The sequence below is a fragment of the Cyanobium sp. Candia 9D4 genome (assembly GCF_024346155.1).
GTDB classification, from domain to species: Bacteria; Cyanobacteriota; Cyanobacteriia; order PCC-6307; family Cyanobiaceae; genus Cyanobium; species Cyanobium minutissimum.
The window spans coordinates 516,445-537,063 of the sequence record NZ_JAGQCK010000001.1 but is presented as its reverse complement, the minus strand read 5'-3'; the positions used below and the strand labels follow the sequence as shown (position 1 = coordinate 537,063).

19 protein-coding genes are annotated in these 20,619 nt (G+C 72.0%); 10 read left to right on the top strand and 9 right to left on the bottom strand.

Annotated elements, in window-relative coordinates; translation table 11 throughout:
• Positions 1-61: 61 nt before the first annotated feature.
• A complete protein-coding gene (locus KBZ08_RS02630; RefSeq protein WP_106219877.1) occupies positions 62-817 on the bottom strand; it encodes a 2-phosphosulfolactate phosphatase family protein in 756 nt (251 codons plus the stop codon).
• A gap of 72 nt (positions 818-889) precedes the next feature.
• Between KBZ08_RS02630 and KBZ08_RS02625 the strand changes: the two genes are divergently transcribed.
• Positions 890-2,458, top strand: a complete 1,569-nt coding sequence (locus tag KBZ08_RS02625; RefSeq protein WP_254971155.1) for a UbiD family decarboxylase — start codon at positions 890-892, stop codon at positions 2,456-2,458.
• Positions 2,458-2,904 (top strand): Rrf2 family transcriptional regulator, encoded by a 447-nt coding sequence (locus tag KBZ08_RS02620; protein WP_254971153.1) that lies wholly within the window; start codon positions 2,458-2,460, stop codon positions 2,902-2,904. Before KBZ08_RS02625 ends, KBZ08_RS02620 begins: the two co-directional genes overlap by 1 nt.
• Here the strand turns inward: KBZ08_RS02620 and ubiG are convergent.
• Positions 2,873-3,658, bottom strand: coding sequence for a bifunctional 2-polyprenyl-6-hydroxyphenol methylase/3-demethylubiquinol 3-O-methyltransferase UbiG (gene ubiG / locus KBZ08_RS02615; protein ID WP_254971151.1), 786 nt, complete (start codon positions 3,656-3,658; stop codon positions 2,873-2,875). The genes KBZ08_RS02620 and ubiG overlap by 32 nt on opposite strands.
• On the opposite strand from ubiG, the gene KBZ08_RS02610 reads away from it, so the two are divergent.
• Positions 3,633-4,376 (top strand): TIGR04283 family arsenosugar biosynthesis glycosyltransferase, encoded by a 744-nt coding sequence (locus KBZ08_RS02610; RefSeq protein WP_254971149.1) that lies wholly within the window; start codon positions 3,633-3,635, stop codon positions 4,374-4,376. The two genes, ubiG and KBZ08_RS02610, sit on opposite strands and share 26 nt — an antisense overlap.
• A gap of 59 nt (positions 4,377-4,435) precedes the next feature.
• Here the strand turns inward: KBZ08_RS02610 and KBZ08_RS02605 are convergent, their stop codons facing one another.
• The gene (locus KBZ08_RS02605) at positions 4,436-5,122 is read right to left on the bottom strand and encodes a DUF547 domain-containing protein (RefSeq protein WP_254971147.1); all 687 of its coding nucleotides are present in this window, start codon (positions 5,120-5,122) and stop codon (positions 4,436-4,438) included.
• Positions 5,123-5,151: 29 nt separating this feature from the next.
• Between KBZ08_RS02605 and KBZ08_RS02600 the strand changes: the two genes are divergently transcribed.
• From KBZ08_RS02600 to KBZ08_RS02570, 7 genes are all read left to right on the top strand, one after another.
• Complete coding sequence (locus tag KBZ08_RS02600; RefSeq protein WP_254971145.1) at positions 5,152-5,682, top strand: rhodanese-like domain-containing protein; 531 nt, start codon at positions 5,152-5,154, stop codon at positions 5,680-5,682.
• A gap of 9 nt (positions 5,683-5,691) precedes the next feature.
• The gene (locus tag KBZ08_RS02595) at positions 5,692-6,021 is read left to right on the top strand and encodes a DUF2605 family protein (RefSeq protein WP_254971143.1); all 330 of its coding nucleotides are present in this window, start codon (positions 5,692-5,694) and stop codon (positions 6,019-6,021) included.
• Positions 6,022-6,140: 119 nt separating this feature from the next.
• The gene (gene aroA / locus KBZ08_RS02590; protein WP_106220203.1) at positions 6,141-7,436 is read left to right on the top strand and encodes a 3-phosphoshikimate 1-carboxyvinyltransferase; all 1,296 of its coding nucleotides are present in this window, start codon (positions 6,141-6,143) and stop codon (positions 7,434-7,436) included.
• Positions 7,411-8,361, top strand: a complete 951-nt coding sequence (locus tag KBZ08_RS02585; RefSeq protein ID WP_254971141.1) for an MnmC family methyltransferase — start codon at positions 7,411-7,413, stop codon at positions 8,359-8,361. Before aroA ends, KBZ08_RS02585 begins: the two co-directional genes overlap by 26 nt.
• Before the next feature lie 29 nt (positions 8,362-8,390).
• A complete protein-coding gene (glmU, locus tag KBZ08_RS02580) occupies positions 8,391-9,767 on the top strand; it encodes a bifunctional UDP-N-acetylglucosamine diphosphorylase/glucosamine-1-phosphate N-acetyltransferase GlmU (RefSeq protein ID WP_254971139.1) in 1,377 nt (458 codons plus the stop codon).
• A gap of 46 nt (positions 9,768-9,813) precedes the next feature.
• Positions 9,814-10,185, top strand: a complete 372-nt coding sequence (locus tag KBZ08_RS02575) for a VOC family protein (RefSeq protein ID WP_254971137.1) — start codon at positions 9,814-9,816, stop codon at positions 10,183-10,185.
• Positions 10,182-10,754, top strand: coding sequence for a TspO/MBR family protein (locus KBZ08_RS02570; protein ID WP_254971135.1), 573 nt, complete (start codon positions 10,182-10,184; stop codon positions 10,752-10,754). Before KBZ08_RS02575 ends, KBZ08_RS02570 begins: the two co-directional genes overlap by 4 nt.
• Here the strand turns inward: KBZ08_RS02570 and KBZ08_RS02565 are convergent.
• The 6 genes from KBZ08_RS02565 to thrB all read right to left on the bottom strand — a co-directional run bounded on the left by KBZ08_RS02565 (position 10,713) and on the right by thrB (position 20,584).
• The gene (locus KBZ08_RS02565; RefSeq protein ID WP_254971133.1) at positions 10,713-12,908 is read right to left on the bottom strand and encodes an FAD-dependent oxidoreductase; all 2,196 of its coding nucleotides are present in this window, start codon (positions 12,906-12,908) and stop codon (positions 10,713-10,715) included. The genes KBZ08_RS02570 and KBZ08_RS02565 overlap by 42 nt on opposite strands.
• On the bottom strand, positions 12,905-14,152 hold the full coding sequence (locus KBZ08_RS02560) for an NAD(P)/FAD-dependent oxidoreductase (RefSeq protein ID WP_254971131.1): 1,248 nt from the start codon (positions 14,150-14,152) through the stop codon (positions 12,905-12,907). The genes KBZ08_RS02565 and KBZ08_RS02560 overlap by 4 nt, the downstream gene beginning before the upstream one ends.
• Positions 14,153-14,223: 71 nt before the next feature.
• Positions 14,224-15,411: a SidA/IucD/PvdA family monooxygenase gene (locus KBZ08_RS02555; RefSeq protein WP_254971128.1), complete on the bottom strand. Its 1,188-nt coding sequence runs from the start codon at positions 15,409-15,411 to the stop codon at positions 14,224-14,226.
• A 336-nt stretch (positions 15,412-15,747) separates the two neighbouring features.
• A complete protein-coding gene (locus tag KBZ08_RS02550) occupies positions 15,748-17,862 on the bottom strand; it encodes a M3 family metallopeptidase (RefSeq protein WP_254971126.1) in 2,115 nt (704 codons plus the stop codon).
• A 61-nt stretch (positions 17,863-17,923) separates the two neighbouring features.
• Positions 17,924-19,516 (bottom strand): NAD(P)H-quinone oxidoreductase subunit 4, encoded by a 1,593-nt coding sequence (locus KBZ08_RS02545; RefSeq protein WP_106219863.1) that lies wholly within the window; start codon positions 19,514-19,516, stop codon positions 17,924-17,926.
• Between the two features lie 93 nt (positions 19,517-19,609).
• The gene (gene thrB / locus KBZ08_RS02540; RefSeq protein WP_254971123.1) at positions 19,610-20,584 is read right to left on the bottom strand and encodes a homoserine kinase; all 975 of its coding nucleotides are present in this window, start codon (positions 20,582-20,584) and stop codon (positions 19,610-19,612) included.
• Positions 20,585-20,619 lie beyond the last annotated feature (35 nt).

The following is a 20,619-nucleotide window of genomic DNA, read 5'->3' as shown; positions in this document are numbered from 1 at the left end:
CGCCGGACCGCTCCAAGACCGGCGAATCGTAAGGGAGCCGCCAAGGGGGGCAAGGAGCGCCTCAGCTGGCCCTCAGCACCCCGGGTTCGGCCTGGATCGGTACGATCTCGAGGCTGTCGACGGCGGCGCAGCAGGCGAAGTCGGCGTCATGGTTGCCCAGCCCGATCAGGCGCTGGCCATGGCTGGCGCTGCGCAGGCAGGTCTCGGTGTCATGGCGCCACTGCTGCCAGAGGGCGAGGGCCGCCAGCATCTCGTCGTTGGCGCAGCGCACCCCCATGTGGGGCGCCACCGCCTGCTCGATGGCGGCTGAGGCCACGGCCCCGGCCGCCAGGCTGTCCTCCAGGGAGTAGTCCCCCTCCCACCCGCTGCCCACGATCCAGACCCGCAGGGCCTGGCGTTCGATCAGCCGCCGGGCCACGGCGGTGCGGTTGGGCAGGCAGGCGGTGAGCAGCAGGGGCACGTCCCGGACCCGGTCGAGGGAGCGGGTGCCATTGGTGGTGCTCAGGAAGATGCGCTTGCTCTCCACCCGCTCCCGGGTCACCGCCAGGGGGGAGTTGCCGAGGTCGTAGCCCTCCACCCGCTTGCCGCCACGCTCACCGGCCCGCAGCCGCCGGGCGGCCGGCCAGCCGGCGGCGGCGTCTTCCAGGCTGCCAAGGTCGGCGAAGGCCTGGATCGCCTCGGCCCCGTTCTCCAGGGCCCAGGCGATCGTGGTGGTGGCTCGCAGCACGTCGATGACCACGGCGGCGTCGGGGCCGTCCTCCTCGGGGGGCAGCAGGGGCGGGACCGCTTCGGAGGTGTGGAAATAGGAGAGCAGCACGGAACGCGATCGTCACGGGGGTGCGTCACAGTAGGCAGCAGCTCGACGGCGCAGGACGACGTGGCGGGGGTGGTGGCAGACGGGATCGGCAAAGCCCTGGGGCGGCAGCGCAATCTGCGCGATTTCATCGGCCTGCTGGAGCGGCGCGGGCAGCTGCGGCGCATCACGGCGCCGGTGGATCCGGACCTCGAACTGGCGGCGATCGCCGACCGGGTGCTGGCCATGGGCGGCCCGGCCCTGCTGTTCGAGAACGTCATCGGCTCCCCGATGCCGGTGGCGGTGAACCTGATGGGCACCGTCGAACGGGTGCTGTGGAGCATGGGCATGGAGCGGCCCGAGGAGCTCGAGGCCCTGGGGGAGCGGCTGGCCCTGCTGCAGCAGCCCCGGCCCCCCAAGGGCCTCAAGGAGGTGATGAAGTTCGGCGGGGTGTTCTGGGACCTGGTGCGGGCCCGACCCGACCTGGACCTCACCCCCCCCTGCCACCAGCAGGTGCTGAAGGGCGAGCAGGTGAACCTGGAGCAGCTGCCCCTGCTGCGCCCCTGGCCGGGGGATGCGGGCGGGGTGATCACCCTGGGACTGGTGATCACCAAGGACCCGGAGACCGGGGTGCCGAACGTGGGCGTCTACCGGCTGCAGCGCCAGTCGATCAACAGCGCCACCGTCCACTGGCTGAGCGTGCGGGGCGGGGCCCGGCACCTGCGCAAGGCGGCGGCGATGGGCCGCAAGCTGGAGGTGGCGGTGGCCATCGGCGTCCATCCGCTGCTGGTGATGGCGGCGGCCACGCCGATTCCGGTGCAGCTGAGCGAATGGCTGTTCGCCGGCCTCTACGCCGGGGAGGGGGTGCGGCTGGCCCGCTGCAAGACCCTGGATCTGGAGGTGCCCTCCCACAGCGAGGTGGTGCTGGAGGGCACGATCACGCCCGGAGAAGTGCTCCCGGACGGCCCCTGCGGCGACCACATGGGCTTCTACGGCGGTGAGGAGGACTCGCCCCTGGTGCGCTTCCACTGCGTCACCCAGCGCCGTGACCCCATCTTCCTGACCACCTTCAGCGGCCGTCCGCCGAAGGAGGAGGCGATGCTGGCGATCGCCCTCAACCGGATCTACACGCCGATCCTGCGCCAGCAGATCCCGGAGATCGTCGATTTCTTCCTGCCGATGGAAGGCCTCAGCTACAAGCTGGCGGTGATCGCCATCGACAAGGCCTACCCCGGCCAGGCCAAGCGGGCGGCGATGGCCTTCTGGAGCGCCCTGCCCCAGTTCACCTACACCAAGTTCGTGGTGGTGGTCGACAAGTCGATCGCGATCCGCGACCCGCGTCAGGTGATCTGGGCGATCAGCGCCCAGGTGGATCCCCAGCGGGACCTGTTCGTGCTGGAGGACACCCCCTTCGACTCCCTCGACTTCGCCAGTGAGCGGCTGGGGCTCGGCGGCCGGCTCGCCATCGACGCCACCACCAAGATCGGCCCGGAGAAACGGCACGACTGGGGCCAAGCCCTGGGCCGGGACGCCGCCCTGGAGGCCCGGGTGGATGGCCGCTGGAGCGAACTGGGCCTGGACGATCTGGGCCGCGGCGAGCCCGATCCCGCCCTGTTCGGCTACACCCTGGAGCACGTGCTGGAGCGCCTCGCGGCCGGTCGCTGATGCTGCGCCGCAGCGGCATCTACGCCCTCAAGGCCCTGCTGGAGCTGGCCCTTGATCCGCCCCGCTGGCAGTCGGTGAGCGCCCTGGCCGAGGCCCAGGACCTGCCCGGCCCGATGCTGGAGCAGCTGATGCTCAAACTGCGCCGCGCCGCCCTGGTGGAGGCCCGCCGGGGCCGGCAGGGGGGCTACCGGCTGCGGCGTCCGCCCGCCGAGGTGCCCCTGGCGGCGATCCTAGCGGCGGTGGAGGCCCCGGCCGGCAGCCTGTTCGCCCTGGGGGGCGCCGAGCAGGACCCCCGCCCCAGCGATCGGGTGACCCGGGTGCTGAACCGCCGGCTGCTGCAGGCCCTGGAGCGTGAACTGGACCAGTTGACCTTGGAGGACCTGCTGTTCGACCTGCGCAGTGCCCGGGCCGCCTTCAGCGAGTCGGGGGGGCTGCTGCTGGGCTGAGGGAGGCCACGCCGATGAACATGACCGCCAGATCGTGGTCGAAGCCGACCTGGAAACCGCCGGTGCGGCGGTAGTGGATCAGCCGGCCCAGGGTGCGCAGCGGCCCCCGGCCGAACAGGTCCAGACCCCGCATCGTGATGGCAGCGAAGCCGCTGGCCTCCAGCCAGCGCCGCAGCTCCGCCGGAGGTACGAACCGCCGCCAGTCGTGGACGCCGGCGGGGATCAGCCGCAGCAGCGTCTCCAGCAGCCAGATCATGGTCAGCCGGGAGCGGAAGGTGCGGTTGATGGTGTCGAAACAGACCGTTCCTCCGGGGGTGAGCACCCTGGCGAACTCGGCGATCACGGCCTCGGGCCGATCCACGTGCTCCAGCACATCGACGCAGACCACCACATCAAAGCAGCCGATGGCGAAGGGAAGCTCCTCAGCGATCCCCACCCGGTACGTGATCTCCAGGCCCGAGGTGGCCGCATGGCTGCGGGCCGCCGCGATGCAGGCGGCAGAGCGGTCGATGCCCGTGACCACGGCGCCGCGACGGGCCAGGAATTCGCAGGTGTAACCGCCGCCGCAACCCACATCCAGCACCCTCAGATTCCGCCAGTCGGAAACGAACCGATCAAAGAAGAGAAAGCGAAGCGGATTGAGTTGGCTGAGGGGAAAGATCGTCGCCGACGGCTCCCACCAGCTGGCCGCCTGCTGATCGTAGAATGCAAGATTGTTGCGCAGCAAGGTGACGGCAAGGTCGGTCTCGATCATTATCCCGACCCTCAACGAAGCCAGCCATCTTGGGCGCACCCTGCAGCAGCTGGAGATCCTCGATCCGGCGGCCATCGAGGTGATCGTGGTGGATGGCGGCAGCACCGATGCCACCCTGGCCAGCGCCCACGTGCACGGCTGCCGGGTGATCCGATCGCCGCGGCCGGGGCGGGCGGTGCAGATGAACCGGGGGGCGGCGGCGGCCCGCGGCGAGATGCTCTGCTTCGTCCATGCCGACACCCTGGTGCCCTCGGATCTTGTGCAGCTGGTGGGCACCACCCTGGCCGACCCGACCATCAGCGGCGGCGGCTTCCTGGCCCTGATGCGGGGCGGTGACCGCACCCGCTGGGGCGTGAGTCTGCACAACGCCCTCAAGACCCACTACGCGGCCCTGCTGTTCCGGCCCCACCGCTACCTGCTGAACGGCTTCCGGGTGCTGTTCGGCGACCAGGCCATGTTCTGCCGGCGCAGCGACTTCGTGCGCTGCGGTGGCTTCGACGAGCGCCTGCCGATCATGGAGGATGCCGATCTGTGCGACCGGCTGGGCCACCTGGGCCGCATCCGGCAGCTCAACCGGGTGGTGGAGACCTCCGACCGCCGGGTGGCGCGCTGGGGCTCCTGGAAGGCCACGGGGATCTATCTGCTGATCGGCCTGCTCTGGGGCCTGGGGGTGCCGGCAGAGAGGCTGAAGCGCCTCTACGGCGATGTCAGGGACTGACGCCCTCCGCCGGATGGTCCGTAGCTGATGCTCTGGGTCTGAGGCTCCGTGTCTGGTGCTCAGCCGTTGAGGGCCCAGTCGTAGGGGAGCCAGGCGATCCGGACATCGGCCGGCAGGTCCAGCTCCGGGCGGTGGCGACCCACGTAGGCGGCGATCGAGGGGGCCGCCGCCAGGAAGTCCCGGCGGTACCACTGCAGAATCCGGCTGCAGTGCAGGGTGCGGCGGGACGGTTCGAAGCGCAGCTTCAGGGGGTTGCGCAGGAAACGGTGGGCGTCCTCCTCCAGTTGGGCCGCGATCCGCTCGGGGCGGTAGGCCTCCGGCCGCAGCAGGGGGCAGCCCCTGGCGGCGCAGACCAGGGCGAAATGGAGGCGGGGGTCAGCGAAGCGGGGCCGCAGAATCCCGTGCTCGATCCGATCGAGGCTGAGGGGCTGCCCCTGCAGGCTGACCGCCGGCCGGGAGAAGAAGGCCAGGAACGCCGGCCAGTTGGGCACCCCGGCGACGGTGGGGCGGATCGAGGCCAGGGGGAAACGGGCCAGCACCTGGCGGATCACCAGGGCGTTGTAGAGGTTGATCCAGAGGGCGAACGCCTCGGGCCCGGTGCCGGGATCCGGATCGAAAGGCCGCTGCACCGCCAGCCAGCCCTCCAGTTCGCCTGCGCCCTGCCGTTGCCAGGCGGCGTAGTCCACCCGGCCCTCCCCATCGACATGGCGGCGCAGCAGGCCATCCCAGACGGCGACGTCGATCATGGGGCGACCCGTTCGGGCCCCATCGTTCCATGCCCCTCCCGCGGGCGGCCGCCGGCCGCCGGGCCCTCGCCGCCGGCCTGCGCCGGCTGGCCTGGCCCCTGCTGATCCAGTGGACCCGCCGGCGCTTCCCGGACGTGGCCGTGATCACTTGTGAGGAGCTGGCTGAGCAGCTGGCCGGTGAGGGTCCCGCGCCGCTGCTGATCGATGCCCGCGGGCCGGAGGAATTCGCCCTCAGCCACCTGGCGGGCGCCCGCCTGCTTCCGGAGCCGGACGCACCGGGAGCGGCGGGACTGGCGCGGGAAGCGGCAATCGTCGTCTACTGCTCGGTGGGGTACCGCTCGGCCCGGCTGGCCCGGTCCCTGCGGCAGGCCGGCTTCAGCGACGTGCGCAACCTGGAGGGGTCCCTGTTCCGCTGGGCCAACCTGGGGCTGCCGCTGGCCTGCGCCGGCTCCGGCCGGCCCCGGGTCCACCCCTTCCATCCCTGCTGGGGGCTGCTCCTGGAGCCCGAGCCTCCGGGGGCTGGTGATCCGTACCCGGACGGCCACGGAGGGGATTCCTAGGCTCACGACATGGTTCCCGCTCCCTCCCTTCCCGATCCCGCCGGCCCGCTGCTGGAGGAGATCCTGGTGCCGCTGCTGCAGGACTACGCCGAGTCCTTCGATCGCGGCCTGCTGCTGCTCGACCACTGCCCCGAGGCGGTGATGGCCTCCGCGGATCAGGCGGACCTGCGCGCGCGGCTCGACGAAGCGCGCCGGTCCCTGGCGGCGGCGCGGGCCCTGCGGGCCGCCGCCCCCACCCCCATGGGTCTGGCCATGGAGACGATCACCCCCTGGCACCGGCTGGTGGTCGAGGTCTGGAGCCTGTCGGCAAGGCTGCGGGCCAACGGCATCCGCCCCTGACAGCGGGCCCTGGCCGTGGGCCCTGTCCCGGTCGCTCCATAGGATCACCCCAGTTGGCGCCACCGCTGTTGTCCTCCCCCGCGAGCGTCGATGTCAGCGCTGCCGCGTCGTCGGCGCCCCTGCTGCTGGAGGCCGGCGGCAGCCTGCGGGGGACCGTGACCGTGCCGGGCGACAAGTCGATTTCCCACCGTTCGCTCCTGTTCGGGGCCATCGCCGAGGGCACCACCCGCATCGAGGGACTGCTACCTGCTGAAGATCCCCTCAGCACCGCCGCCTGTCTGCGGGCCATGGGCGTCACCGTTTCACCGATCGCGGACGGTCAGGTGGTGACCGTCGAGGGGGTGGGCCTGGACGGGCTGCGGGAACCCGCCGACGTGCTCGACTGCGGCAATTCCGGCACCACCATGCGGCTGATGCTGGGGTTGCTGGCCGGCCGGGCAGGACGCCACTTCGTGCTCAGCGGCGATGCCTCGCTGCGCTCGCGACCGATGCGCCGGGTGGGTGCCCCCCTGGCCCAGATGGGCGCCCGGATCCAGGGGCGCGAGGACGGCAACCTGGCCCCCCTGGCGGTGCTGGGGCAGACCCTGCACGGCAGCGTCATCGGCACGCCGGTGGCCTCGGCCCAGGTCAAGAGCGCCCTGCTGCTGGCGGCCCTGACGGCGAACGGGCCCACCACCGTGATCGAACCGGCCCCCACCCGCGACCACAGCGAGCGGATGCTGCGGGCCTTCGGCGCCGACCTGGAGGTGGATGGCGACGAGGGCCGGTTCATCACCGTGCGGCCCGGACCCACCCTGGTGGGCCAGACCGTGGTGGTGCCCGGCGACATCAGCTCCGCCGCCTTCTGGCTGGTGGCGGCGGCGATCACCCCGGGGGCCGAGCTCACGGTCGAGAACGTGGGGCTCAACCCAAGCCGCACGGGGATTCTCGATGTACTCGCCGAGATGGGCGCCCGGATCACGGTGCTCAACAGCCGCGACGTGGCCGGCGAGCCGGTGGGCGATCTGCACGTGCAGCACGGCCCGCTGCGGGCCTTCCGCATCGAGGAGCCGATGATCCCCCGCCTGGTGGATGAGATCCCCGTGCTGGCGGTGGCGGCCTGCTGCGCCGAAGGCCTGAGCCGCATCAGCGGCGCCGCGGAGCTGCGGGTGAAGGAGACCGACCGCCTGGCGGTGATGGCCCGCCAGCTGACGGCGATGGGGGCCCGGCTCGAGGAGCACGCCGATGGCCTCAGCATCGAGGGCCCCACCCCGCTGCACGGGGCTGTGGTGGACAGCGAGACGGATCACCGGGTGGCGATGAGCCTGGCGGTGGCCTCCCTGGTGGCCCGGGGCGACACCCGCCTGGGCCGGCCGGAGGCGGCCGCCGTCTCCTACCCCGGTTTCTGGGATGACCTGGCCCGCCTGCGGTCCTGAGGCGGATCGGGATTCGCCTGGGGCCAAACCGCCCCCGGAAGCACTGCCCCAGCTGCTGCCCCGGCTGGGCCGGGACGGCAGCTTCAGCCTCTACAGCCATGGCTGCGAGGAGGGCTTCCACAGTGCCGCCGGGGCCCTGCGGGAGGCCAACGAGAAGTTCGTGGTCCCGGCGGCGCTGGAGCGATTCGCCCCGGGCCGGGAGCTGGTGGTGGCGGAGGTGGCCGTCGGCACGGGCACCAACACCGCCGCCCTGCTCGCCGCCGCCACCGCCGCCGGCCTGGAGCTGGACTGGTGGGGTCTGGAGCTGGACCCGCGGCCCCTGGCCCTGGCCCTGGCGAATGCCGGCTTCCGGGCCCAGTGGCCCGAGGCGGTGCTCAGCCGGCTCGAGGGCCTCGCCGGCGGCGACCGCCTGTGGCTCGGCGACGCCCGCCGCCGGCTGCCGGAACTGCTGGACATCCTGGCGGGTCGCTGCGACCTGGTGCTGCTGGATGCCTTCTCCCCGCCGCGCTGCCCCCAGCTCTGGAGCCGGGAGTTCCTGGAGCAGCTGGTGCGGCTGCTGCGGCCCGACGGCCGGCTGCTCACCTACAGCTCGGCGGCGGCGGTGCGCCGCTGCCTGCTGGAGCTGGGGCTGGAGCTGCGGGCGATCCGGCCACCCGTCGACGAGCCGGAGCGCTGGAGCGCCGGGACCGCAGCCGGCTTCACCCCCCTGGCCCCCCATCCGGCCCTGCGCCCCCTGGAGCCGTTCGAACGGGAGCACCTGGCCAGCCGCGCCGGCCTGCCCTACCGGGACCCCAGCGGCACCGCCACGGCCGCCGAGATCCTGGAGCGGCGCCGCCGGGAACAGGAGCGGAGCGACGCTCCGCCGGCCCGGCTGCCGCGGCGTCCGGGCCCCGGCGGACTGGGCCGTCCCGAAGGGCACCGGTAGATTCCGGCGCAGTCGCCCCGCCGCCGCCGATGCTCGCCGTTGCCGTCCTGGCCGCCGGGAAAGGGACCCGCATGAAGAGTGCCCTGCCGAAGGTGCTCCAGCCCCTGGCCGGCGCGACCCTGGTGGAACGGGTGCTGGGCAGCTGCCACCTGCTCGCCCCCGACCGCCAGCTGCTGGTGGTGGGTCACCAGGCCGACCGGGTGGAGCGCACCCTCTCCGCCGTCGAGGGCCTGGAGTTCGTGCTGCAGCAGCCCCAGAACGGCACCGGCCATGCGGTGCAGCAACTGCTGGGGCCGCTGGAAGGCTTCGAGGGCGAGCTGCTGGTGCTGAACGGCGACGTTCCCCTGCTGCGGCCGGAGACCCTGGAATCCCTGCTCTCCACCCATCGGACCAGCGGCGCCGCGGTGACCCTGCTCACCGCCCGGCTGGCGGACCCGACCGGTTACGGCCGCGTCTTCGCCGATGCGGCGGGCCAGGTGAGCGGCATCGTCGAGCACCGCGACTGCACGGCCGAGCAGCTCGGCAACACCCTCACCAATGCGGGCATCTACTGCTTCGACTGGCAGCGCCTGGCCACCGTGCTGCCCAGCCTGAGCACCGACAACGACCAGGGGGAGCTCTATCTCACGGACACCGTGGCCCTGCTACGGCCGGCCATGCACCTGGAGGTGGGCGACCCGGACGAGGTGGCCGGCATCAACGACCGCCAGCAGCTGGCCCACTGCGAGTCGGTGCTGCAGGACCGGCTGCGCCGCCACTGGATGGCGGAGGGGGTGAGCTTCACCGATCCCGCCAGCTGCACCCTCAGCGAGCAGACCCGCTTCGGCCGCGATGTGCTGGTGGAGCCCCAGTGCCACTTCCGCGGGGCCAGCAGCATCGGCGACGGCTGTCGCATCGGGCCGGGCTGCCTGATCGAGAACAGCGAGGTGGGCGCTGGGGTGGAGGTGATCCATTCGGTGCTGCGTGACAGCCACGTCGAGGACGGCTGCGCGATCGGCCCCTTCGCCCAGCTGCGGGCCGGCAGCCACCTGGCCGCCGGCTGCCGCATCGGCAACTTCGTCGAGGTGAAGAACAGCCGGCTGGGGGAGGGCTGCAAGGCCAACCACCTCAGCTACCTGGGCGATGCCGACCTCGGTGCCGATGTGAACGTGGGGGCCGGCACCATCACCGCCAACTTCGATGGGGTGCGCAAGCACCGCACCGTGATCGGCGGCGGCAGCAAGACCGGGGCCAATTCGGTGCTGGTGGCGCCGATCACCCTCGGGGAGGGGGTGACGGTGGGGGCGGGCTCCACCCTCACCAGGGACGTGCCCGCCGGGGCCCTGGCCCTGGGCCGGGCCCGCCAGCTGGTGAAGGAGAACTGGACCCCGCTGGCGCCTCGCCAGCAGGAGGGGGTGGCGGGGTGATTCCCTGATTCCTGGCCTAGTCTCAGCCCAGGACATCGGCGGATCCATGGCCATCAATCCCGTCATCTGGTTTGAGCTCTACGTCGACGACATGGCCCGGGCCCGGGCCTTCTACGAAGCCGTGTTCCAGCTGACGCTGGAGCCCCTGCCCGATGCGGGCATGGAGTACCTCACCTTCCCGATGGACGACGGCAAGGTGGGGGCCGGAGGGGCCCTGGCGAAGATGGAGGGGATGGCCCCGGGAGGTGGCGGCACGCTGATCTATTTCCACTGTGACGACTGCGCCGTGGAGGAGGGCCGGGTGGCGGGTGCCGGCGGCACCGTGATCAAGCCGAAGATGTCGATCGGCGCCTACGGCTTCATGAGCCTGGTGCTCGACACCGAAGGCAACACCATCGGGCTCCACTCCCAGGCGTGAGCCCCACCGCCCCGGCGTTGCGCTTCCGCTGGTGGCATGGGGCCGCGATCCTGGTGGCCGCCAATGCCGTCAGCTTCTGGCCGGCGGGGGTGCTGGGCGACGCCGCCTTCTACACCGGCTTCCGTCTGCCCCCCTTCGCCCCGCCGGACTGGCTGTTCGCCCCGGTGTGGCTGGTGCTGAACATCACCTCCCTTCTGGCCCTGGCGCGGGTAGCCAACCGCCAACCGGAGGATGGTGCCTGCCAGGACCGGGGGGACGCTGCCGGCCGGCGCCGGGGCCTGGTGCTGGTCTCGGAGGGGGTGGGCTGGCTGCTGTTCGCCGTGTTCACCACGCTCTTCTTCTGGCTGCACAGCCCGGTGCTGGCGGCCACCGACACGGTGGCCGGCCTGCTGGTGGCGGTGGTGAGCGTGGCGGCGGCGGCCGGCCTGGATCGCCCCGCCGCCGGACTGATCGGCCTGCGTTTGCTGTGGCTGCTGCTGGCCAGTGCCGTGGCGGTGAGCGTGGCCCTGCACAACCCCGACCCGTTCCTAGCCGCCGCCCCGGCGCCAGGTGTGGAAGCGCTCCAGTAGGGCCAGGGTGCGCTGGGGCGCATGGGCCTTCTTCCAGCTCCCGGCCACGTACTTGTTGGCTTCGGCCAGGGTGGGGTAGGCGTGCATCGTGCCCAGCACCTTGCCCAGGCCCAGGTTCCAGCGCATCGCCAGCACGAATTCGGCCAGCAGCTCCCCGGCCTGCTCGGCCACGATCGTCACCCCCAGGATCCTGTCCTTCCCCGGCACGGTGAGCACCTTGACGAAGCCGGTCTCGGCCGATTCGACGATGGCCCGATCCAGCTCGGCCAGGGGGAAACGGGTGACCTCGAAGGCCACGCCCTGGGCGGTGGCCTCGGTTTCGTTCAGTCCCACCCGGGCCACCTCCGGGTCGGTGAAGGTGGTGCGCGGAATCACCCGGCCGTCGACGGCGAAGCGGATCGGATCGAACAGCCCGTTGACGGCCGCATACCAGGCCTGGTGGGCCGCCGTGTGGGTGAACTGCCAGGGGCCGGCGACATCACCGGCGGCATGGATGTTCGGATAGAGGGTCTGCAGGTAGGGGTCGGTGTCGATGGTGCGGCCCGTGGGGATGCCCAGGGCCTCCAGGCCGTGGCCCCCCAGCCGGGCCTGGCGCCCCACGGCGCAGAGCAGTTCGTCGGCCTCGAGGCGAAGGGTGGCTCCATCCACCGCCACCGCCACCAGTACGCCCCCCGAGGCGGCAGGCCCCACCCGCTCCACCCGGCAGCCGGTGTGCACCCGCACCCCGTCGCGCTCCAGCACCTCGCGCACCAGCGCCCCCACCTCGGGATCCTCCCGGGGTAGCAGGCGGTCGTTGCGCTGCAGCAGGGTCACCGGCAGGCCCAGCTGGGCCAGGGCCTGGGCCAGTTCGCAGCCGATCGGCCCGCCCCCCAGCACCACCAGGCTGGGCCTCGGGGAGGGGTGCTCGGCCAGGGCATCCCAGAGGGTCTCGCTGGTGAGCACCCGCACCGTGTCGATGCCGGGCAGGGCCGGGATCACCGGCGCGGCGCCGGTGGCCAGCACGATGGCGCGAGCCGTGAGCAGGGTCTCACTGCCATCGGCGGCGGTGATCGCGACCGCCCAGGGGCTGAGCAGGCGGGCCTGGCCGAGGCGCACGTCCACCCCGAGGGCGGTGTAGCGCTCGACGCTGTCGTGGGGGGCGACGGCGGCCACCTTCTGCCGCACCCGCTCCAGCACCCGACGCAGCTCCACCCGCGGCTCCTGGGGGGCCAGGCCATAGCGGTCGGCGTGGCGCAGGCGGGCGGCGAGGCGGGCCGTGCTGATCAGGGCCTTGCTGGGCACGCAGCCGGTGTTGAGGCAGTCCCCGCCCATGCGGTCCCGCTCCACCAGGGTCACCTTCGCCCGCACGGTGGCGGCGATGTAGGCGGTGACCAGGCCCGCCGCCCCGGCGCCGATGACGATCAGGTTGCGATCGAACCGGCGGGGGCGGGGCCAGGGGCGGTAGAGGCGCCAGAGACGCCAGCGGGCCAGCAGCAGCTTCACAATCCAGGGCAGCAGTCCCAGCAGGGCGAAGGAGGCCAGCAGGGCCGGCGAGAGGAGGCCGCCCAGGCTGGTGAGCTGGCCCAGCTGGGTGCCGGCATTCACGTACACGAGGGTGGCCGGCAGCATGCCCAGCTGGGAGACGAGCGCGAAGGGCAGCAGGGGCATGGGGGTGAGGCCCATCAGCAGATTGACGAGCACAAAGGGAACCACCGGCACCAGCCGCAGGCTGAGCAGGTAGGCGGTGCCGTCGCGACGGACGCCCTCCTCGATCGGCCCCAGGCGCTGGCCGAACCGGCGCCGCACCGGCTCCCGCAACAGGGTGCGGGCCAGCAGGCAGGCCGCCGTGGCGCCCAGGGTGGAGCCGATCGACACCAGCACCGTGCCCTGGAGCAGGCCGAAGATGGCGCCCCCCGCCAGGGTGAGCACGGTGGCACCGGGCAGGGAGAGGCCCGTCACCAGCACGTAGACGGCCACGAAGGCGGCGGCGCTGGCCAGCGGGGCCGCCTGCCGCCAGGCCAGCAGCTGCTCGCGGGAGGCCTGCAGGGCGGCGAGATCCAGCTGGCGATACCAGCCCTGGCCGAAGAACAGGCCCACGCCGGCCAGGAGCAGGGCGAGGGCGAGGAGGCGGCCTATCGGTGCGCCGGTGGGCTTCTCCTTGGCTGGGGAGCTCATGGCTGGCCCTCTTGGGGCTGTAACGCTGGTGGGCGCTGGATCACCGGCGCCGCGGCAGCCAGGATCGCGGCCCGGTCGCCGTTCAGGGGGGGATAGATGCGCTGGCCGTTGATCAGCCGCTTGCTGCGCTTGGCCGCCTCCCCGGTGGCAACGACCCGGCGGTCCCAGCCTTCGGTGTACAGGGCCCCCCAGGGACCCAGATCGAGGATGGTGGTGTACCAGTCGATCCGCAGCGGCAGCAGCGGCAGCCCCACCAGATCGCAGACCGCGTTGTGGCCGGCGAACCGGCCCATGGGACGGCCGTGCTGACAGGACATGACGGTGGTGTGGCCGTCCTCCAGGGTGAGGCGGGCGCTGTCGCCGGCGGCGAACACGCCGCTCAGCCCCTCGACCCGCAGATCGGCATCCACCGGCAGCCGGCCGAAGGCATCGGTGGGCACCCCGCAGCCGGAGGCCAGCGGACTGGCGCGCATCCCCGCACACCAGACCACCGTCTCGGTGGCCATGACCTCGCCGGAATCGAAGCGGATCTCGCTGCCGTCCAGGGACACCACCCGCACACCGAGGCGACACTCCACCCCCAGGGACGCCAGGGCCTCTTCAATCACCGGTCGCGCCCCATCCCCCATGTCGGAGCCCACCCGGGGGTTGTGGTCCACCAGCACCACCCGCCCCGGCCCGGCCAGACCGGCACGCTCCCGGACGGCCTGGAGCCGGTCCGGCAGCTCGCAGGCGGCCTCGATCCCGGTCAGACCCGCCCCCACCACCACGGCCGTGAAGCGTCCGGGGCCGTCGGGGCACTCGCCCAGGGCCTCCAGGTGCCCCGCCAGCCGGAAGGCGCCGCCGTAGGTGTCGACATCGAAGCCATGGGCGGCCAGGCCGGGGACCTGGGGCCGCCGCAGCTCACTGCCGAGGGCGAAGACCAGCCGGTCGTAGGTCAGTTCCTGCGCGCCGACCGGGGTATGCACGGTCACCGTCCGGGCCGTCGGATCGATCCCGCCGACCTCGCCCACCAGCCAGCGGACCCCGGCGGGCGCGAGCACCATCTCCAGGGGCACCCTCAGGGGCGTCAGGTCGGGTTCGTAGTTGCGCACGCGGATGGCGTGGAAGGCGTCGCGGTTGACGAGCAGCACCTCGACGGCGTCAGGGCCGAGGCCGAGCTGATCGAGCTGGCGGGCGGCGCCCAGGGCAGTCCAGAGGCCGGCGAAGCCACCGCCGAGCACCAGGATCCTCTGGGCTCCCATCAGATCGTTCCGGCAAGGGGCGCAGGCGTCACCGGAGGCGGATCAGTGGGTCTCAGGCTATCGAGGGGGCCTCAGGACTTGAGGGCGGCGCGGCAGATGCGGTGCGCCGCTTCCCGCCCCCCGAACAGGTTGCGGGCCGCCGGTCCCAACTGCAGCGCCGACAGTCCCCCCATGACGTGCACCCGGGTGCCGGGCCAGCGCAGGTCGCCGGTGAGTACGGGCCAGTCCTCGACCAGCGCCAGGGGACGCTGCTGCTGCAGCTGGCGCAGCAGCGGGTGGTGGCTAACCCCCAGGCTGTGGCCGGTGGCCAGCCAGAGGCGGTCGGCCTGGTGGCGGCGGCCATCACGGCAGTGCAGTTGCCATTGGCCCTGGCGCCACCGGGCGGAGGCGATCTGACAGCCCTCGTTCAGCTGCAGCGTTCCGGCGGCCTGCGCCTGTTGCAGCCGGCTGGCCAGCTCGGGGGTGATCGAGCCGCCGTCGCGGGCCGCCAGAACCTGCTGACGGCGGCGGTGCCAGCAGGGTTCCGCTCGGAAGTCCTTGAGGTAGCGGGGGCCCAGCCAGCCCGGGTCGGCATCAAAGGGCTTGCGGCGCAGCGGCCGCCGGCAGAACAGGCTGACCCGGGCACCCCGGCGGATGGCCCCCAGGGCCAGATGGGCGCTGGTCAGGCCGCCGCCGATGATCACCAGATGCTGCCCCGCCAGCCCCCGGCAGGCGCCGAGGTCGAGGCTGTGGCTGTGCTGCAGGGCCTCCGCCGGGTAAGGGTCCTCGATGGCCCGGACCCAGTCCGGCAGCACCGGCGCCTCGGCCCCTGTGGCGATGACCAGCCGCCGGGGGGCCAGAACGGAGCCATCGCTCAGATCCAGCTCGAAAGCGTTGTCCCCGGGGGGAGCGAGCCGGATCCGCTCGACCGCCACGGCCTGCACCCGGTCGGCCAGCTGGAAGTCGGCCACGACGCTGCGGCAGAAATCGGCGAACAGCTGCGTGTGGGGCAGGCCGTAGGGACCCTCAAGCTCGGCCCCGCGCCGGCACTCCTGGGCGAAACGGCGCAGGGCGTGGGGATTGGGATGGGGGTGGTGGGGGGAAGGGGAGCGCAGCCACGGAATCTCGTAGCGGCACATCTGGGTGTTCCAGCGCTCCAGCCAGGTGCCACTGGGGTCGAGCACCCGCAGCCGCCGGCGCCACTGGGGCCGCTTCTGCAGCAGCAGGCAGCAGAGGGTGAGGGCCTGGGGACCAGACCCGGCGACCACCAGATCAGCCATGGCGGTCGGGGGTGGCCGGCGGCAGCGGAGACAGGGACCCCAGCGGGGAAGGCAGGCCGTGACGGGGGATGGCGAGATGGCACGGAATGACAACCATTCTCACATGATTCGCCCCTGCCGCCCGGCCCAACGCCCCAGCCGGGGCTACGAAAACCCGTGGGAGATCTTCGTCCCGGGCTGCCGCCACTCTCTGTGGGCCAACCCGCTGGGGAGAAGCCGAACGACCTGACCGGGGTCAGGGATGTGACCAAGGGCTGCTACAAGCGCCCCTGGGACGAGACGATCAGGATCCGGGGGGCTGAAGGTACGACCCCGAGGGCGTCAAGCTGGGACCCATCAGCCCCCTGCCGCCACCAGTCCCGAGTGGCGGATCAGGGCCTCCGGGCTGGGGGGACGGCCCCGGAAGGTCTCGAACACCTCGCCGGGGTGGCGGCTGCCGCCGAGGCTGAGCACCGTCTCGCGGAAGCGGCGGCCGGTGGACCGGATCGCCGCTTCATTCTCCAGTCCCACCTCCTCGAAGGCGCTGAAGGCATCGGCGCTGAGCACCTCGGCCCACTTGTAGGAGTAGTAGCCGGCGGAATAGCCGCCGGCGAAGATGTGGCCGAAGGAGCAGAGGAAGGCGTCTTCCTCGATCGGCTCCAGCACGGTGGTGGTGGCGGCGATCTCCCGGCGCAGCTGCTCCGGAGTCCGGCCGCATTCCGGCGTCCACTGGCTGTGGAGCCGCAGGTCGGTGAGGGCGAAGTGCACCTGGCGCAGGGTGGCGGCACCGCCCATGAAGGTGCGGGCGGCCTGGAGCTTGGCGAATTCACTCTCCGGCAGCGGTTCGCCGCTCTGCCAGTGGCGGGCCATGCCCATCAGGGTGGCGTGGTCGTAGCACCAGTTCTCCATGAACTGGCTGGGCAGCTCCACCGCATCCCACTCCACATTGTTGATGCCGGCCGCCTGGGGCCGCTCCACCGTGGTGAGCATGTGCTGGAGGCCATGGCCGAACTCGTGAAAGAGGGTTTCCACCTCCTCGAAGGTCATCAGGCTGGGGGTGTCCCCCACCGGCGGGCTCTGGTTGCACACCAGGTAGGCCACGGGCAGCACCGGCTGCCCTGAGGCGTCCACCGAGCGCACCAGGCATTCGTCCATCCAGGCGCCGCCGCGCTTGCTGCCGGGACGGCTGTAGGGGTCGAGGTAGAAGGCGGCCAGGGGCTCGCCGCTGCCAGCGTCCTCGACGCAGAAGAAGCGCACGTCCGGATGCCACACCGGCGCCTCGCCATCGGCCGGGCGGATGCGGATGCCGAACAGGCGGTCGCAGAGGCCGAACAGTCCCTCGAGCACCCGGGGCAGGGGAAACCAGGGCCGCAGGGCCTCGCTGTCGAGATCGAAGGCCTCCTGGCGCCGCACCTCCGCCCAGAAGCTCACATCCCAGGGCTTGAGGTCGTTCGCTTCGGCCGCCCCTTCCCGGGCGGCGCAGGCCCGCAGCTCCTCCAGCTCCTGAAGGGCCACCGGATGGGCGGCGGCCCGAAGATCCTCCAGCAGGGCTTCCACCTCATCCACCGAACCGGCCATCTTCGCCGCCAGGCTCACCTCGGCCCAGGAGCCGTAGCCCAGCCGCCGGGCCTGCTCCCGGCGCAGGGTCAGGATCCGCTCGATCGCCGGCCAGTTGCCGTCGGTCTCTCCTGAGGCCCGGCTCACGTGGGCCTTGTAGGCGATCTCCCGCAGGTCGCGGCGGCGGCTGTACTTCAGGAAGGGGCCGAAGCGGGGCATGTCGAGCCCCAGCAGCCAGGGGCCCTCCGCGGCCGTGGCCCCGCCATCGCCGGCATCACGGGCGGCCTGGGCCAGCTGCTCCTTGAGGCTCTCAGGCAAGCCCTCCACCTCGGCCGGATCGCTGAGCCGCAGGGTCCAGGCGTTGGTGGCATCGAGCACCCGGTTGCCGAAGGTGGTGGCCAGTTCGGCCAGTTCCTGGCTGGCGGCGTTGAAGGCTTCCTGGACCTCCCCCTCCAGGCCCACGCCCCGCAGTTCCATGTCGCGGAGTTCCGCCGTCAGGATCCGCTCCTGGGTGGCATCGAGGCCCCCCTGGGCCTGCAGGCTGCGCAGCGCCTGGAACAGCACCCGGCTCTGGCCGGCCCGGTTGCCGAAGGCCACCACAGCCGCCTGCTGGCTGGCGTGGGCTTCCCGCAGTTCCTGGCTGTTGCAGACGCCATTGAGGTGGCTCACCACCCCCCAGCTCCAGCGCAGCCGCTCCCCCAGCCGCTGCAGGGGGTCCATCACCTCCGACCAGCCGAGCCTCATGCCCTCGGCCGCCGCCGCCGCCAGATCCGCCTCCAGCCGATCGAGCTCCGCCTGGAGCGTGCTGAGCAGCGCCGGGATGTGGGTCACCACCTGGTCGGGGGTGATGGCCTCGAAGCGCGGCAGGCCCTCGCCGGCCAGCAGGGCGGGGGGGCTCTGGAGGGTGGTGGTCATCGCCGGGCGGCCGCTTCGATGGAAGACCCCATTTCAGCCCACCCCGGCGCCGGGCGGCGGTTCAGCCGAGGGCGGCCATCCGACCCAGGGCCACCGCCCCGGTGCTGGCCAGTTCGGCGGCCAGACCGTTGGTGCTGGCTTCGTAGAGATCGATCGCCACCCGCGGCCAGAAGCCGATCACCAGGGTCGGCACCAGCAGGGTGAGGCCGATCAGCAGCTCCCGGGGCTTCATGTCACCCACCACCGCCAGGGCCGGAATCCGGGGACCGAAGAACACCCGCCGGCAGAGGGAGAGCAGGTACACCGGGGTGAGCACCAGGCCGATGGCCGCCAGCACGATCGTGATCACCCGGAAACCGACGGTGAAGCCGTCGTAGGAGGTGACACCGAGGAACACGGTGATCTCGCTGATGAAGCCGCTCATCCCCGGCAGGGCCAGGGAGGCCAGGGAGCTGGCCAGGAAGAAGGCGAAGGTGATCGGCAGCACCTTGGCCAGGCCGCCCATGTTGGGGATGGAGAGGGTTTCGGTGCGTTCGTAGAAGACGCCGGTGACGAAGAACATCGCCGCGGCGATCAGCCCGTGGCTGATCATCTGCAGCATGGCGCCGCTCATCCCCAGGGCATCGACGGCACCGATGCCCAGCAACACGAAGCCCATGTGGCTCACCGAACTGCAGGCGATGCGGCGCTTGACGTTGTCCTGGGCGAAGGCATTGAGCGCGCCATAGACGATATTGATGATGCCCAGAACGATCAGGGCCGGGGCCAGCCGCAGATGCACCTCCGGCAGCATCTGGACGTTGAAGCGGAGCAGGGCGTAGCCCCCCATCTTGAGCAGCACCCCCGCCAGCAGCATCGACACCGGCGCATTGGCCTCGCCGTGGGCATCGGGCAGCCAGGTGTGCAGCGGGAACATCGGCAGCTTGACCCCGAAGCCCACCAGGAAGCCCAGATAACAGAGCAGGCCGAAGGTGCCGCCGGGGGAGCGGGCCGCCAGCTCGCTGAGGTTGAGGGTGAAGGTGTCGCCGGAGAGGGCGAGGGCCAGGCCGCTGATCAGGATCAGCAGCGAGGCCGTGGCGGTGTAGAGGATGAACTTGGTGGCGGCGTACTGGCGCTGCTTGCCGCCCCAGATGGCGATCAGCAGGTAGACCGGCACCAGCTCCAGTTCCCAGGCCAGGAAGAACAGCAGGAAGTCCTGGGAGAGAAACACCAGGCTCTGGGCCGTGGCCTGCACCAGCAGCAGGGCGAAGTAGAGGCGGGTCTTGAGGCGGATGTTCCAGCTGGCGGCCACCGACAGCAGGGTCACCAGGCCGCTCAGCACCACCAGGGGGGCGGAGAGTCCGTCGGCGGCCAGCGACCATTCCAGGCCCAGGGCCGGTACCCAGGCCACGCGCTCCACCAGCTGCAGGCCGCCGAGGCTGGCATCGAAGTGGCGGGCAAAGACCCAGAGGATCAGGGCCAGATCCACCCCGAGCACCCCCAGGGCCAGGGTGCGGGGGAGGCGGGGATCGCTGCCGTCACCGGGCAGCAGGGGCATCACCAGGGCGGCGGTGGCGGGCAGCAGCACAATCAGGCTGAGCCAAGGAAAACCCGCTTCGGTGATTCCGGAAGGAAGGGAGGAGGACGCGAGCGAAAGCGGCAGGCTGGCGTCCATCACTGTGGGGTGCTCCAGGCAGGAAGTATGACGGGAGAGGCTGCCGCGTCGGGACGGGGCCCCCGGGCGTCAGAGCCTATCAACTGAGTAGTTCTACTCACCAGGCACGGCCAGTGGGCGGCTTCCCTCCGGCAGGGGGGCCCAGGTGCTGCCACCCTCCTGGAGTCCGAGCACGGCGCTGTGGCTGCTCACCCCTTCCCCCAGCCAGGCCTGCGTCATCACCTCCCCCACCGCCGCCGCCCGGCTCTCGGGGGCGAGAGCCAGCAGGCTGGGGCCGGCGCCGCTGATCACGCAGCCCCAGGCCCCGGCCCCCATGGCGGCCTCCCGCACGGCCCTCCCCCCCTGGATCAGTCCCCACCGGTAGGGCTCGTGGATGCGGTCGTGCATGCCGTCGGCGATCAGATCACCGTTGCCCGTGCGCAGCCCCTGCAGCAGCAGGGTGAGGGCCCCCAGATTCATCACGGCGTCGCTGATCGGGATGCTGCGCGGCATGGCCCGGCGGGCCTCGCTCGTGCTCAGGCGGATGGTGGGGATCGCCACGACCGCCTTGACGGCCGGGTTCCACTCGCAGCGCACCACCCGCCAGCGATGGGAGGCGGCCCGGGCCGTCAGGCAGAGGCCGCCCAGCAGGGAGGGGACCACGTTGTCGGGATGGCCCTCGATGTCGATCGCCAGCTCCAGCAGCTTCTCGCGGCTGAGGGGTTCTCCCACCAGGGCATTGGCGCCGATCAGGCCCGCCACGATGGCGGTGGCGCTGCTGCCCAGACCCCGGGCCGGGGGCACCGCCAGCTGCACCCGCGCCTCCAGGGCCACCGCCTCGACCCCCACCTCGCGCCAGACCCGCTGGGCCGAGCGGTAGACGAGGTTGTCGGGGCCACCGCGCAGATGGGCCCCCTCGGGGCCCTCGATGATCAGCTCAAACCGCTCACCGCCCCCCTCGATCACCCGCAGCTCGAAGCGGTTGCCGAGGTCCAGGGCGGCGCCGAGGCAATCGAAACCCGGGCCGATGTTGGCGGTGGTGGCGGGAACCGCCACCACCACCCCCTGGCCGATCTGGGGCCGGACCATAAATGACCTGTCGTTGGGCTCAGTGTTGCAGCCGG

Bases quoted from the DNA above. Each gene is read 5' to 3' on its own strand.
- KBZ08_RS02620 (WP_254971153.1), top strand. From the start codon at position 2,458: ATGCTGCGCCGCAGCGGCATCTACGCCCTCAAGGCCCTGCTGGAGCTG.
- ubiG (WP_254971151.1), bottom strand. From the start codon at position 3,658: ATGATCGAGACCGACCTTGCCGTCACCTTGCTGCGCAACAATCTTGCA.
- KBZ08_RS02605 (WP_254971147.1), bottom strand. From the start codon at position 5,122: ATGATCGACGTCGCCGTCTGGGATGGCCTGCTGCGCCGCCATGTCGAT.
- KBZ08_RS02600 (WP_254971145.1), top strand. From the start codon at position 5,152: ATGCCCCTCCCGCGGGCGGCCGCCGGCCGCCGGGCCCTCGCCGCCGGC.
- KBZ08_RS02595 (WP_254971143.1), top strand. From the start codon at position 5,692: ATGGTTCCCGCTCCCTCCCTTCCCGATCCCGCCGGCCCGCTGCTGGAG.
- KBZ08_RS02585 (WP_254971141.1), top strand. From the start codon at position 7,411: ATGACCTGGCCCGCCTGCGGTCCTGAGGCGGATCGGGATTCGCCTGGG.
- glmU (WP_254971139.1), top strand. From the start codon at position 8,391: ATGCTCGCCGTTGCCGTCCTGGCCGCCGGGAAAGGGACCCGCATGAAG.
- KBZ08_RS02575 (WP_254971137.1), top strand. From the start codon at position 9,814: ATGGCCATCAATCCCGTCATCTGGTTTGAGCTCTACGTCGACGACATG.
- KBZ08_RS02565 (WP_254971133.1), bottom strand. From the start codon at position 12,908: ATGAGCTCCCCAGCCAAGGAGAAGCCCACCGGCGCACCGATAGGCCGC.
- KBZ08_RS02560 (WP_254971131.1), bottom strand. From the start codon at position 14,152: ATGGGAGCCCAGAGGATCCTGGTGCTCGGCGGTGGCTTCGCCGGCCTC.
- KBZ08_RS02555 (WP_254971128.1), bottom strand. From the start codon at position 15,411: ATGGCTGATCTGGTGGTCGCCGGGTCTGGTCCCCAGGCCCTCACCCTC.
- KBZ08_RS02550 (WP_254971126.1), bottom strand. From the start codon at position 17,862: ATGACCACCACCCTCCAGAGCCCCCCCGCCCTGCTGGCCGGCGAGGGC.
- KBZ08_RS02545 (WP_106219863.1), bottom strand. From the start codon at position 19,516: ATGGACGCCAGCCTGCCGCTTTCGCTCGCGTCCTCCTCCCTTCCTTCC.
- thrB (WP_254971123.1), bottom strand. From the start codon at position 20,584: ATGGTCCGGCCCCAGATCGGCCAGGGGGTGGTGGTGGCGGTTCCCGCC.